This window comes from Pseudomonas sp. FBCC-B35 (assembly GCF_059133755.1).
Genome location: NZ_CP101439.1, coordinates 4,086,304 through 4,099,572, shown reverse-complemented (window position 1 = coordinate 4,099,572; position 13,269 = coordinate 4,086,304). Strand labels below are relative to the sequence as shown.

Here is a 13,269-nt window from a genome sequence, read left to right as displayed (position 1 = left end):
GCTGAAAAGGAGCCCCCAATGAAACGCGTCATGATCGTTGGTCAGCCAGGCGCCGGCAAAAGTACGCTTGCTCGCCAGCTGGGCGAGCGAACCGGCTTGCCGGTCGTGCATATCGACACCATTCACTGGCTACCCGGCTGGGTCGAGCGCAGTCGGGACGAAAAGACCCGCCTGTGCCATGAAGTGGAGGCGCGCGAGCGGTGGATATTCGAGGGCGGGCATTCGGCAACCTGGGAGAACCGCCTTGCCAGGGCCGACCTGTTGATCTGGATTGACCGTTCCCTGACGGTCCGACTGTGGCGTGTCCTGGTCAGGACCTTGACCCAGTTGGGCCGCACACGTCCGGACTTGCCAGATGAATGCCCCGAGTCGCTACGCAACTTGCCTGGCTTCATCCGGTTCATCTGGTCCACGCGGCATTCTTCACAGGACAAGATCAAGCACCTGATGGCGACGGCGCCTCCCGGGTGTCAGGTAGTGCACCTGCGCTCCAACCGGCAGACGCGTCAGTTTCTGGCATCGCTCGATTCGCCGTCCCCTGGCATGTAGCGCGCGTCGACCATGGCGCTAGCGTCGTGTGGCCTGGTCCCGCAATGGGGGCGCATCCTGCGGGTCAGCGAGCATCCCTTCGACACACGCCTTGAACTGGCCGAGCGTGAAGGGCTTGGGCAGCAAGCGCGTATGCGGCTGCTGCTCGGCAAGGCTGGCCGGCGCCTCGATCAACCCAGAAATGAACAGCACCCGCACCGCTGGCACGAGCGCCTGCACCCCTTGGGCGATGTTGTCTCCCGTCAAGCCGCCGGGCAGGATCAGGTCGGTTACCACAAGCTGCAGGTCCTGGCACTGTTCGATCAGGTGCAGCGCATCGGCAGGATGAGTGACTTCGATTACGTTGAAACCCAGCTCCTGCAAGGCTTCGCTGACCAGCTCCCGGATCGCGCCCTCGTCTTCGATCACCAGTGCACTGCCGCGGTGGTCGGTGCGGGCCGCCAGGGTGGCGTGCGTGATCGCTGTGACACTGGACGAAACGGACTCAAGGTGGACGGGCAGCAGCAGGCTGACTGTGGTGCCGCTGCCCATCACCGACTCGATCACTGCGGTGCCGCCCGCCTGGCGAGCGAAGTCCCTGACCATCGACAGCCCCAGACCCGTGCCCGACCCCAGCGGCTTGGTGGTGAAGAACGGTTCGAAGGCCCGCTCGGCAATGCTGGCCGGCATCCCCAGACCCGTATCGGTGACGCTCACCTGAATGTATTCGCCAGCGCGTAGCCCAAGCTGCTCCAACTCAGCCGTGCCGCTCGTCACCTTGCTGACCCGCACCTGCAAACGGCCCCCTTGGGGCATGGCGTCACGTGCGTTGATGCACAGGTTCAGCAGCGCATTTTCCAGTTGATGGGGATCGCAGTAGCACAAGGCTGGCGACGGATGCGGGCTGAGCTGAAACTCGATCTTGGGTGTAAGGGTTCTGGCCAGCAGCTCTTTCATGTCGTCCACCAGCAGCACCACATCGACCGTGGCGCTGGCCAGCGGTTGTCGTCTGGCGAAGGTCAGCAGGCGGTGGGTGAGGGTGCTGGCTTTGCGAGTGGCAGTTCTGGCCAACGACAGGTAACGACCCAGCTCGTCGTGCCGGCCTTGCGCCAGGCGTTGTTCGATCATGTCCTGAGTGCCGGTGATCACGGTCAGCAGGTTGTTGAAGTCATGGGCCAGGCCGCCGGTGAGCTGGCCGAGCGCTTCCATCTTCTGGCTTTGCTGCAGTTGCTGGCTGACCTGCTCGAACGCCTGCTGCCGCTCGCGGTACTGGGTGACGTCCCGCGCCACGGCGAAGTAACGGCCCTCGAACCTGGCTATGCGCCAGTTGAGCAGCAAGGGTTGGCCATCGCTGCGCACGCTCTGGGTGTCGAGCTCGACGATGGGCTTGTGGTTGAGCTCACGTAACGCGTTCGCCAATTGCGCGGGGGAGATGAAACTGTAGAACGTCCCAGCCTTGAGTTGCTCTTCAGTGAAGCCCGTTTCTACCTGCCATGCCGGGTTCACCGACAGCACCTGACCGTTTTCGGACAACGTGCAGATCAGGTCGGGGGACACGTTCCACAGGCTGTCGCGCTCACCCGTTCGGTGTTGCACTTGCTGCTCGAGCGTTTCATTGAGCCGTTCCACGGCGCTCAGGTTACGCCTGAGCGAAGCACACACCACTGCCATGGCGAAGGTCACCACGCCAAAACTCAGGCTGTTGGCCCATGTGGTCCAGTCCGCATCGAAACCCAGCGGTCCGATGAAGAAATACTGGGCGATCAGCACCGCCATGATGCAGCCCAGCAGTGACGGGCCTGCGCCGAACCAGAACCCGATCAGCATCAGGCCAGGAATGAAAAACAGGTACGGGAGCGCGGCAGGCGACATCTGCGCGCGCGCCAGGGAGCACGCAGCGATGATCAACGCGGCGCCCACGTAGCGGCTGGCCGTGCTCGGCTTGGCACGTCGCAGGCGTTGCAGGATGGCGGTAATCCTTTCTTTGAACCAGGCCAAGGCTGACTCCGTAACAGGCTGAGCATCATCTATGCAATCTGCCGTGCCAAGCGCGGCTGACAGCCTTTTAGGCTAGCTGACCGCAGGCGTCCAATAGATTTTTTGGCCGACCACCGGTGGGGGCGCTCAATTGTCGAGAGAAACCGATCACAGCTAAGCTGGCAATGTGCCTTATGGGCTAGAATTTGCTGTTACCGCGACCGGAGTTTTCATGGACAACTTGACGACCCTTCGAGACGAGCGCTTGCGCCTGGTTGAAGTGGACCGCCTTACATCGGACCTGGCAAATGGAGAGGATCCGGTGCTCAACGGCGTCGTCAACATGCTCTGTGCGCACTTCGACGTCCCGACCGCGCTGGTCAGCATCGTCGACCGCGATTACCAGGTATTCAAGGCCAAGATCGGCATGGCCGACGACCGCACGCCGCGCGAAATGTCCATCTGCGCCCACGGCCTGCGCCAGGAAACGCTGCTGGAGATCTGCGACACGCTGCAGGATCCCCGCACGGTGGATAATCCCCTTGTGCAATCGGCCCCCCACATTCGCTATTACGCCGGCGCGCCGCTGATCGTTCGGCCAGGCGTCAGCCTGGGTGGGCTGTGCATCATCGACCATGCCACGCGCGAAGCCTTGTCGGAGCGCGACCGTAACCTGCTGACCAACGCCGCCAACGTGGTGGTGGCCCGGCTGCAATCGATCCACCGGCAGAACTTCTACGATCCGATGACCGGGCTGCCCAATCGGCGGCGCTTCGAGACGGACTTCAAGGAAGGTGCCGTGACGGCCGGGCAGGTGGCTGTTTTCATCGAGCCGGTGTCGGCTGCGGGTATGGACCGGCTGTTCAAGGCGCTGGGCATCGAGTTCTTTACCGATTTCATGCTGGCAGTCAAAGAAGTGCTGCTCACGGCACTTGTGCCCGGTTGCCGCCTTTATCGGGCCAGCACCCTGGGCTTCATGACGGTCATCGATGCGTGCGATACCCGCTTTCTCGCCGGTTGGCTTCAGACGCTGGTGGCTTCGCTCAGTGGGCCGCTGCGCAGCGGTCACATACCGGTTACGCCGGATGTTGGCATCAGCGTCCTGACGCTGGGTGTGGACGCCAGCGCCTCGTCGGACATCCTGCGGCTGATGGCCAGCATGACCGACACCGCTCGCAAGAGCGAGCAGCGCTGGTTGGCGTACGACCCGGTGGTGGACGCGAACCTGCGTCGCAACACCGCCATACTCAACGCCCTGGAAGCCGCACTGCTGGCACCGGACCAGTTGAGCCTGGCCTACCAGCCCAGGATCGACCTTGGCAGCAACCGCTGCGTGGCGGTCGAGGCGCTCTTGCGCTGGACGCACCCGCAACTGGGTGTGATCAGCCCGGCCGAGTTCATTCCGCTGGCAGAAACCACCGCTTCCATCCGCGGCATCACTCGCTGGGTCGTGGAGCAGGTATGTCGTCAGATCGCCCAGTGGCAGGCCAGCAACGTGGTGTTGCAGGTCTCGCTGAACATCTCGGCCCTCGACCTGGGTGATGGCCAGTTGTACGAAGATGTGACCCGAGCGCTGGCCCGACACCAGGTCCACCCGAGCCTGGTGGAACTTGAGTTCACCGAAAGCGCCCTGGTGGCCGATTTCGATGCCGTGCAGGAACAGCTCCAGCGTTTCCGCGCCCTGGGTATCTCGATTGGCATCGACGATTTTGGTAGCGGCTACAGTAACTGGATCTACCTGCGCAAAATCCCCGCCACCAGCGTGAAGCTCGATCGCTCCCTGCTGGCCGAACTGCAGCCAGGCGGTAACGACTGGCACATCGTGCGCGGGTTGGTCAGCCTGCTGCGTGACCTGCGCCTGACAGTAGTGGCCGAGGGCGTGGAGACGGACCTGCACCATCATGTGCTACGAGGATGGGGCTGTGATCAAGGACAAGGCTATTATTACGCAAGGCCCCTCTCGGCAGATGACCTGGCGACATGGTTGTGTCAGCCGCGGCAAGCCTGACGTTGTGTGAAGCAGCACTCGGTGTGCGCTGCCTGACAGCGCCTGTTCATTCCCAACAGTTGTCATCCGCAATGACGAGGATCGCCATGTTCAACAAAGCGCTTAGGGATGAGGTCGAGGCACTCAAACGGGAGCTTCATGGGCTCAGGGCTGCGCAACAGAGCAGGTCCGACGAGATGCTTGAAATCACCGTGGACCGTGACCTGCTGATCACGGCCGTCAATCCGCGGTTTTCCAGCTTCGTAGGTATCGACGCTTCGAAGCTTGTCGGTACATCGATGGGCACGCTCACGCCTGGCTATGTGAGGGACTTGCCATGCTACGAGGATTTTCAGACCGCGATGAGCCAGGGCACTGGGGTGAGCGACGACTACCGCTACATCGCGGCCGATGGGCGCCTGGTCTGGATGCGCGCGGCGTGGTGCCCGGTCAAGACCCCCAGCGGCGAGGTGACCCACATGACGGCTTACGGCACCGAGGTCACCGCTGCCATCGACAAGGCCCGGGAAAACGATGAGTTGATCAAGGCGCTTTCCCGCTCCACGGCGGTGATCGAGTTCGGGCTGGACGGCACCATACTCACCGCCAACCAGAACTTCCTGAATACGGTGAACTACACGCTCCCGGAAATCGTCGGCAAGCACCACAGTATTTTCTGCGATCCGGCCTACATGAAGTCGCCGGACTATCAGCGACTGTGGGCCAGCCTCAACGATGGTCGCTTCGTCGCCGAACGTTTTCAGCGGTTCGACAAGGGCGGCCGCGAGCTGTGGCTCGAAGCTTCCTACAACCCCGTGCGCGATACCCGGGGGCGGCTGTACAAGGTCGTGAAATTTGCGGTGGATATCACCGCTCAGGTCGAAAGCGAGAAACAGGTCAGCTCAGCGGCGGACGTTGCCTACGAGATCTCCATGAAGACCGACAGCTCCGCCCAGCGCGGCGCTGAGGCGGTCAGGGACACGGTAGAAACCATGAACCGCATCGTCGAGCAGGTCTCGAACGTATCCAGCGGCGTCGAGGCGCTGGGGCATCAGTCGCACCTGATCACGTCCATCGTGTCGACCATCGGCGGCATCGCCCAACAGACCAACTTGTTGGCCCTGAACGCGGCCATCGAAGCTGCGCGTGCAGGTGACCAAGGGCGGGGCTTTGCCGTGGTGGCGGACGAGGTGCGCAAGTTGGCCGGCCGAACCAGTGCCGCGACCCAGGAAATCGTCGAGGTGGTGCAGAAGAATAACGCCTTGGTGGAGGAGGCAGTACACAGCATGGGCGAGAGCAGGAAGCAGGCTGAGCTGGGCCTGAGCCTGGCCCAGCAGGCAGGTACCGTGATCACGGAAATACAATCAGGTGCGCAGGAGGTGGTCACTGCCGTGGGCCAGTTTTCCTCGAAACTGGTGGCAGAGGCGGGACGTTAGCCCCATCGGCGCCTGACTGGCGATTGATTGCTACGCTCGCCCCTGCGCAGTGGCCGGGGCAGGCGCTACGCACCTTCAGCGCTGATAGGCTTTGCCGTAGTGCCGCTCAAGGCGCGCCTGCACCAGCTCCAGCGCGATCGACAGCACCCAGTAGATCACGGCAGCGGTGGTCAGCATTTCCAGGTAGCGGTAGCTCGACCGTCCGTAGGACTGGGCCAGGAACATGATTTCCCACACCCCCATCACCGAGATCAACGACGAATCCTTGAGCATGGAGATGAACTGGTTGGCGGTTGGCGGGATGATCACCCGCATGGCCTGCGGCAGTACGATGTGGCAAAAAATCTGCGGCGGGCGCATGCCCAGCGCCAGCGCCGCTTCGCGTTGGCCTCGGGCAACACCCAGGATGCCTGCGCGAAAGATCTCACTGAGATAGGCGCCGTAGTTCAGCGACAGGGCGATGATACCGGCACTGATCGCGCCGGGCACCAGGCCTATCTGGGGCAACCCCAGGTAAATGAGCAGAATCTGGATCAGCAGCGGTGTACCACGGAAAAAAGACGTGTAGAAACTGGCAACACCCACCAGCACCGCGCTGCCGGACAAGCGTGCCAGCGCGGCGGCAAAGCCCAGCGCCACCGACACCACCATCGAGCACATGCACAGGAACAGCGTCAGCGCTGCGCCCTGCAGAAAACCATTGGGTCCCAGTTTGAAACCGGCCAGGTTGGGAAACTTCTCCAGGATGATCGAGAACTTGAGGTCGAAGCTCAGGAAGAACCCGACGAACAGGGCGAACATCACCAGCCAGGTGAGCATCAACCGTGTGCGAAAACCCAGCAGGCGTGTGCCTGTGGTATTGGCCACGGGCTTGGGGGAGGGCGCTAAGGTGCTCATTTGCTGATATCGGCGCCGATCCACTTCTGCGACAGCTTGCTCAGGGTGCCGTCTGCCTTGAGTTCGGCGAACACCTGGCGAACTTTGGCATCCCACTCCGGGTCGCCCTTCTCGATGGCGACCGAGTTGGGTTCTTCATACAGCGGCGCACCGGCGAGCTTGAAGCGTTTGTCCTGGTCCAGGCGCGGCTTGGCCGTGACCAGGTTGGTCAGGATCGCATCCAGGCGCACGCCCGCGCCCAGCCCAAGGTCCTGGAACGCCACATTGTCGGTGTCATACGGAGCGATCTGCACGAAATCGAAGGGGTAGTCGAGGGCGCGTTCTTCGTCACCCTCGATGACCAGGTTCTTGTTCAGGTAGCTTTCATAGCTCGACGCGCTGGTCAGGCCGACTTTGCGCCCGTCCAGGTCCTTTGCACCGTGGATGCGCTCATCCTTGGCATTGACCACGATGACGGCCGGGGAGGCGTAGTACTCCACCGGGAAGTCGAACACCTGGGCGCGGGCCTTGCTGGGGGTCATCGAGCAGATGCAGATGTCGTAGCGCCCACTCCAGCGACCGGCGGCGATTACATCCCAGGAAGGGGTCTCCAGGCGCAGCTTCACGCCCAGTTTATCCGCCACCGCCTTGGCAACATCCACGTCAAAGCCGTCGAGCTGGTTCTGGTCATTGAGGAACGAGAACGGGGGATAGCTCTCCATCAGCACATTGACCAGTTCCTTGCGTGATTCGACCCGCTCCAGCGTGGCGCCGGCAAAAGCCTGAGTGGCGGTCGCAAGCAGCGCAAGGCCTGCACCGAGCAATGTGGAAAAACGCATGTTCATACCTGAAGTGTTGGCCAAATGAGTATTAGGGTATTAAATAGTTATATATCGAACCCACATAATGAATTTTATTCATAAGCACCTTCAGAGTAGTTATATGACAGAGCGAGCGATGGTGATTCTCGACGGTGGCATGGGCCGCGAACTGCAGCGCAGCGGTGCGCCGTTCCGCCAGCCAGAGTGGTCTGCACTGGCGTTGACCGAGGCCCCGGAAGCGGTGGTGGGGGTGCACGCGGCGTTCATTGCCGCAGGTGCCCAGGTCATCACCAGTAACAGCTATGCGGTCGTCCCCTTCCACATTGGTGAAGCGCGCTTTGCCGAAGAGGGCCGGCAGTTGGCCAATGTCGCCGGTCAACTGGCCCGCCACGCGGCCGACACCGGCCCGCACCCGGTGAGGGTGGCCGGTTCGCTGCCGCCGTTGTTCGGGTCCTATCGTCCCGACCTGTTCCAGCCTGAGCGCGTCGAGGAAGTCCTGCGGCCGCTGCTAGAAGGCCTGGCGCCACACGTTGACCTGTGGCTTGCCGAAACCCAGAGCGCGATCGCTGAAGTGCGCGCCATACGTGCCCACCTGCCCGAAGACGGCCGCCCGTTCTGGGTGTCCTTCACCTTGCAGGACGAAGACGTCGATACGGTGCCGCGCCTGCGCTCCGGTGAGCCGGTGGCCGAGGCGGTGCAAGCGGTGATCGAGCTCGGCGCGGCAGCGGTGCTGTTCAACTGCAGCCAGCCAGAAGTGATCGGCGCGGCCATCGATGTCGCCCGTTCGGTCATCGATCAGCAGGGTGGAGAAGTCGCCATCGGTGCCTATGCCAATGCCTTCCCGCCCCAGCCCAAGGAAGCCACCGCCAACGACGGGCTGGACGAACTGCGCGAAGACCTGGACCCACCGGGCTACCTGGCCTGGGCCAAGGACTGGCGCGCACGCGGCGCCAGCCTGGTAGGTGGCTGCTGCGGCATTGGCCCCGAGCACATTGCCGAGCTCAAATTAAGCCTCGGCTGACGGGTTCCAGAGCATCTGCAAGGCAAACGAAGCGTTTAAGTTTGGGAAACGCTGGAACTGACGGTAAGGTTTCAGCATCTTCCATTCATCACGCGCCACGGGCAGTCGTGTTCTGACTGCCCAACCATGGAGCGCAGCGCTGAACGTCAGAAGGAGCAATGCCTATGCCTGAAGAACAACAACGCACGAGCACCATCAACCCACCTGTCTTCTTCACCAGTGCGATACTGGTGCTGTTGCTGGTTTTATACGCCACGCTTTTCCAGGAGCATGCCCAAAGCGTCTTCGAGCATGTTCAGCAATGGATCGTCACCAATGCGGCCTGGTTCTACATTCTTACCGTCGCGTTGGTGCTGATCAGCGTCGTCTTCCTGGCCGTCAGCCGCTACGGCGATATCAAGCTGGGCCCGGACCACAGCGAGCCCGATTACCCCAACAAGAGCTGGTTCGCCATGCTGTTCTCGGCGGGCATGGGTATCGGCCTGATGTTCTTTGGCGTGGCCGAACCTGTGATGCACTTCATCAACCCGCCTGTGGGTGACCCCAATACGGTGGCTGCGGCCCGCGAAGCGATGAACATCACGTTCTTCCACTGGGGCCTGCATGCCTGGGCGATCTACGCCATCGTGGCGCTGATCCTGGCCTACTTCAGTTTTCGCAACGGGTTACCGCTTACGCTGCGCTCGGCGCTGTACCCCCTGATCGGGGAACGTATCTACGGGCCCATTGGTCATGCGGTAGATATCTTCGCCATCCTGGGCACCGTCTTTGGCGTGGCGACCTCACTCGGTTACGGTGTGCTGCAGATCAACAGCGGCCTGCACCAGCTGTTCGGCCTCCCCATCAGCACCACGATCCAGGTCATCCTGATCGCCGTCACCTGTGCGCTGGCCACGCTGTCGGTGGCCAGCGGCCTGGACAAGGGCATCCGGATCCTTTCGGAGCTCAACCTGGGCCTTGCTGTAGTGCTGATGCTCTTCGTCCTGGCAGTCGGGCCTACAGTCTTCCTGCTCCAGGCCTATGTGCAAAACACAGGTGCGTACCTGTCCGATATCGTCAACAAAACGTTCAACCTGTTCGCTTATGAACCCACTGACTGGATTGGTGGCTGGACCTTGCTCTACTGGGGCTGGTGGCTCTCCTGGTCGCCCTTCGTCGGGTTGTTCATTGCACGTATCTCCCGTGGCCGCACCATTCGCGAGTTCGTCTGTGGCGTGTTGTTCGTACCGGCAGGCTTTACCTTGCTGTGGATGACCGTATTTGGCGATTCGGCCATTCACATGATTCTGCACGGCGGTATCAAAGACTTGGCCACGGTGGTCGACCAGGACAGCTCGTTAGCCTTGTTCGCATTTCTCGATCACTTCCCCTGGTCTACGGCCATTTCGATGCTGGCCGTGCTGATGGTCGTCGTGTTCTTCGTCACGTCAGCCGACTCGGGCGCCTTGGTGGTGGACATGCTGGCTTCGTCCGGCAGGGGACATTCGCCGCTCTGGCAACGTGTGTTCTGGTCGGTCAGCATGGGTGCAGTGGCCATTGCCCTGCTGTTGGCCAACGGTTTGAAGGCCTTGCAGGCTGCCACCATCGCCAGCGCCTTGCCGTTCGCGATCATCCTGCTGTTTTCCATCTGGGGGCTGTTCAAGGCACTGGGGCTGGACGCCACACGGCGTGGTCTGCGAACTCAGGCGTTGCCGGGCCAGCGGCAGGGCCGTCAAAACCACGGCGGCTGGCAGCGTCGGTTGCGCAACATCGCGATGATGCCGCGCAGGGCCCATGTCACCCGCTTTATCGGGGAAGTGGTCAAGCCCGCGTGCGAGGAAGTGGCACAGGAGCTGCGCAAACAAGGCTACGAGGTGACGGTAGATGAGCGCGAAGACGGCCGCATCGCGCTTGAGCTTTCCCATGCTGGTGAGGGCCGCTTCAAGTACGAGGTTCGCCCTCGCGCCTTCAATACACCAAGCTTCGTCATGCGCGATGCCGATGACAACAGCGATGCCCGCAAGTACTTCCGTGCAGAGGTGTACCTGCGCGAAGGCGGGCAGGACTACGACGTCATGGGCTGGAGCCGTGAGGATGTGATCGGCGACATCCTCGACCAGTACGAGCGCCACCTGCACTACCTGCACGTGGTCAGCTGAAGCCGCCTACGTGCGGGCGATCACTGGAATCGCCCGCACGTACACCAACTCGCAGATCAGCTCGACCAATGTCTGCGTGATCACCGCCGCTGCTGCCAGCGTTCGTATCTGCTCTGGCAAGGCGAGCGCCAACGGCAACACTACCAACGAATTGCGCGTCGAAGCACTGAACATCACGGCGCGCTTTTGTTGTACAGGCAAGCCCATCAACCTTGCCGTCGCCCAGCCAATGACCGGTGCCAAAAGCGCAAAGCCCAGGTACACCGGCACCACCGGCAGCAATTGGTCCAGCCTGTGCAATACCATGCCGATCTGCGAGGCGATCACCACGAACAGCACGAGGGCCATCGCCGGCACGGGCATCCACGCCCAGGCGTCGTTCCAGCGACTGATCCGCTCTGCTTTGGCCACGTGCGCACTGGTCAGCACCGCCAAGGCCAATGGCACGGCGATCATCAGCAAGAACGCCTGCACGAAAGGCCCGACCGTCAGGCTTATCGCATGGTCGTCTTCGATCATGAGCGTCAGGTAAAGCGGCAGAAGCACCAGTTGCAGCAGCAACAGCACGGGTGTTGCGGCCAGCATGAGCCGTGCATCGCCCTTGCCCATGTGCGTGAACACCACCACGTAGTCGATGCAGGGTGCCAGCAGGACCAGCAGGGCGCCGATGAGCAAGGCCGGGTGGCCTGTCAGCCCACGGGTCAACGCCCAAGCCAGGACGGGCACCAGCACAAAATTGGCCAGGAGCAAGGCTGTCATGAACCGCCGATTTGCCAGGCTTGCGCGCAGGTGCAGAAAGGGGATTTGCAGGAACATGGCGTACATCAGCACGGCGATGGCTGGTGTGATCAGTGCTTCCAGAATAGCGCTAGTGGTATCGGCTATAAGGCCGAAGGCGATGGCTGCCAGCACGGTGGCGAAATACACGGGTGTCTGCCGGGTTTCGAGTTGGTCTTTGGTCAAGAGCGTACCTGCTTGGAAAAAGGCGCAGCGCTGCAGGGGGATGCGGCAATTGAGCGCGTGTAGCCGTTTTAAGACTCGTCTGAGTTATCCAACAGCGCCAGGGCTGCATTCTATGCGCAGCCCACATAACAACCACAGGACGCTGTAATGAATATTCGCGCTATCGCTTTTGCTGCAGCTGCAACCATGGCCGTGCCTGGCCTGGCGAACGCGGCCAACACCATCACGTTCAGCGGCGAGGTCACCGACCAGACCTGCTCGGCTGTCGTCGATGGCAACACCGAGCCAACCGTTGTCATGCAAAGCGTGCCAGCCAGTGCGCTGAACGGCAGCATCGGCAAAAATACCGGGGAAACCCAATTCACCCTGCGCCTGACCGGCTGCGCCGCGCCGACCGACGCCAACGAGCAATTCACCACGCTGTTCCAGGCCACCAACCCGACGTCGCTGGGCAACCTGACCAACACCGCCGCCAATGGCGCGACCGGCGTTGCACTGCAGTTGCTCGACGCACCCGGCGGCAGCCCGGTGGACCTGGCAGGTGGTGCGGCCGTCACCGCCGGACAAATCATCCTGAGTTCCGGCCAGACCTCCACAAGCCACGACTATGCCGTGCGTTACGTGTCCGAGGCCGCCACCGTTACGGCAGGCCCTGTCCTTGGCGCCGTTACTTACACCCTGCGTTACGAGTGATTGGCGCACGCCACTTTTTCCGACTGCCGCCATGGGGCTCGTATCCAGAGCGGCAGGCCTTCGAGGTATCTGCATGAGAACTTTGCCAGTGGGCCGGCTCAGGCTGGTCGCCATTGCGCTTGCCTTCGTGCTCGGCATGACGGGCGCCACCCTCGTCCAGGCCAGCGTGGTAGTGACGGGGACGCGGGTCATTTATCCCGGGAATGCGAAGGAAAAAACCCTGCAGCTCACCAACCAGGACCCCTTCGCCAATGTTGTGCAGGCCTGGGTGGACGTCGATGACCCCGCCTCCACACCTGAAACCGCCAAGGCTCCGTTCATGGTCAATCCGGCCGTGTCACGCGTGGCTCCGGGCAGCGGACAATCCCTGAGGCTCATATATACCGGCGCCGCGCTCCCCCAGGACCGGGAGTCGGTGTTCTATCTGAACGTGCTCCAGATCCCCCCGCGCAACGCTGCACAGGCCGACAGAAGCCAGATGCTGCTGATCCTGCGCAATCGCCTGAAGCTGTTCTACCGGCCTGCTGGCATCGCAGGCGCGGTCGAGCAGTTGCCTGAAAAACTACGCTTCAGGCTGGTCGAAAACGGCGCCAGCTGGCAAGTGCTCGTCGATAATCCGACGGGCTTCTATGCCTCGTTCGGGGCTGCGACGATCACTGTCGGCAACAGACAGGTGAAACTCCATGCTGCCATGGTGCCGCCCTACGGCTCGGTGCACTGGACGCCAGAGGCTACCGGAGCGCTCACAGGTACAGCGCCGCAGCTCACGGCGCAGTTGATCAACGACTATGGTGCACGTGTGGGCATCACTCATGCCTTGCAGCGCTAA

11 protein-coding genes and 1 pseudogene are annotated in these 13,269 nt (G+C 62.0%); 8 read left to right on the top strand and 4 right to left on the bottom strand.

Features of this window, described 5'->3' with window-relative positions:
• The first annotated feature begins 18 nt into the window (after nucleotides 1-18).
• Nucleotides 19-549 carry a P-loop NTPase family protein gene (locus tag NMB38_RS18610; RefSeq protein WP_145280929.1) on the top strand — a complete coding sequence of 177 codons (531 nt, stop codon included), beginning with the start codon at nucleotides 19-21 and terminating at the stop codon, nucleotides 547-549.
• Nucleotides 550-567: 18 nt separating this feature from the next.
• On the opposite strand, the gene NMB38_RS18605 is transcribed toward NMB38_RS18610, so the two are convergent.
• Nucleotides 568-2,526 carry an ATP-binding protein gene (locus tag NMB38_RS18605; RefSeq protein ID WP_404666348.1) on the bottom strand — a complete coding sequence of 653 codons (1,959 nt, stop codon included), beginning with the start codon at nucleotides 2,524-2,526 and terminating at the stop codon, nucleotides 568-570.
• Nucleotides 2,527-2,737: 211 nt separating this feature from the next.
• Here NMB38_RS18605 and NMB38_RS18600 point away from each other — a divergent pair, with 211 nt between their 5' ends.
• The 3 genes and pseudogenes from NMB38_RS18600 to NMB38_RS18590 all read left to right on the top strand — a co-directional run bounded on the left by NMB38_RS18600 (nucleotide 2,738) and on the right by NMB38_RS18590 (nucleotide 5,928).
• Nucleotides 2,738-4,513: a sensor domain-containing phosphodiesterase gene (locus tag NMB38_RS18600; protein WP_028688071.1), complete on the top strand. Its 1,776-nt coding sequence runs from the start codon at nucleotides 2,738-2,740 to the stop codon at nucleotides 4,511-4,513.
• A pseudogene (locus NMB38_RS18595) lies at nucleotides 4,486-5,376 on the top strand (PAS domain-containing protein); the annotation flags it as partial. The gene NMB38_RS18600 and the pseudogene NMB38_RS18595, both read left to right, overlap by 28 nt.
• A gap of 48 nt (nucleotides 5,377-5,424) precedes the next feature.
• On the top strand, nucleotides 5,425-5,928 hold the full coding sequence (locus NMB38_RS18590; RefSeq protein WP_236167299.1) for a methyl-accepting chemotaxis protein: 504 nt from the start codon (nucleotides 5,425-5,427) through the stop codon (nucleotides 5,926-5,928).
• A gap of 75 nt (nucleotides 5,929-6,003) precedes the next feature.
• Here the strand turns inward: NMB38_RS18590 and NMB38_RS18585 are convergent, their stop codons facing one another.
• Both NMB38_RS18585 and NMB38_RS18580 read right to left on the bottom strand, forming a co-directional pair.
• Nucleotides 6,004-6,825 (bottom strand): amino acid ABC transporter permease, encoded by an 822-nt coding sequence (locus tag NMB38_RS18585; RefSeq protein WP_088523222.1) that lies wholly within the window; start codon nucleotides 6,823-6,825, stop codon nucleotides 6,004-6,006.
• Nucleotides 6,822-7,643, bottom strand: a complete 822-nt coding sequence (locus NMB38_RS18580; RefSeq protein ID WP_028688074.1) for an ABC transporter substrate-binding protein — start codon at nucleotides 7,641-7,643, stop codon at nucleotides 6,822-6,824. Before NMB38_RS18580 ends, NMB38_RS18585 begins: the two co-directional genes overlap by 4 nt.
• Before the next feature lie 118 nt (nucleotides 7,644-7,761).
• On the opposite strand from NMB38_RS18580, the gene NMB38_RS18575 reads away from it, so the two are divergent.
• Together NMB38_RS18575 and NMB38_RS18570 are read left to right on the top strand one after the other, a co-directional pair.
• Entirely contained in the window at nucleotides 7,762-8,646 is an 885-nt protein-coding gene (locus NMB38_RS18575) for a homocysteine S-methyltransferase family protein (RefSeq protein ID WP_027915495.1), read from the top strand.
• Between the two features lie 164 nt (nucleotides 8,647-8,810).
• Nucleotides 8,811-10,784 (top strand): BCCT family transporter, encoded by a 1,974-nt coding sequence (locus tag NMB38_RS18570; protein WP_111475596.1) that lies wholly within the window; start codon nucleotides 8,811-8,813, stop codon nucleotides 10,782-10,784.
• Between the two features lie 6 nt (nucleotides 10,785-10,790).
• Here NMB38_RS18570 and NMB38_RS18565 read toward each other — a convergent pair whose 3' ends face one another.
• On the bottom strand, nucleotides 10,791-11,747 hold the full coding sequence (locus NMB38_RS18565; RefSeq protein WP_027915493.1) for an arsenic resistance protein: 957 nt from the start codon (nucleotides 11,745-11,747) through the stop codon (nucleotides 10,791-10,793).
• Between the two features lie 147 nt (nucleotides 11,748-11,894).
• On the opposite strand from NMB38_RS18565, the gene NMB38_RS18560 reads away from it, so the two are divergent.
• Nucleotides 11,895-12,440: a fimbrial protein gene (locus NMB38_RS18560; protein ID WP_027915492.1), complete on the top strand. Its 546-nt coding sequence runs from the start codon at nucleotides 11,895-11,897 to the stop codon at nucleotides 12,438-12,440.
• Between the two features lie 73 nt (nucleotides 12,441-12,513).
• The gene (locus tag NMB38_RS18555; protein ID WP_104926537.1) at nucleotides 12,514-13,269 is read left to right on the top strand and encodes a fimbrial biogenesis chaperone; all 756 of its coding nucleotides are present in this window, start codon (nucleotides 12,514-12,516) and stop codon (nucleotides 13,267-13,269) included.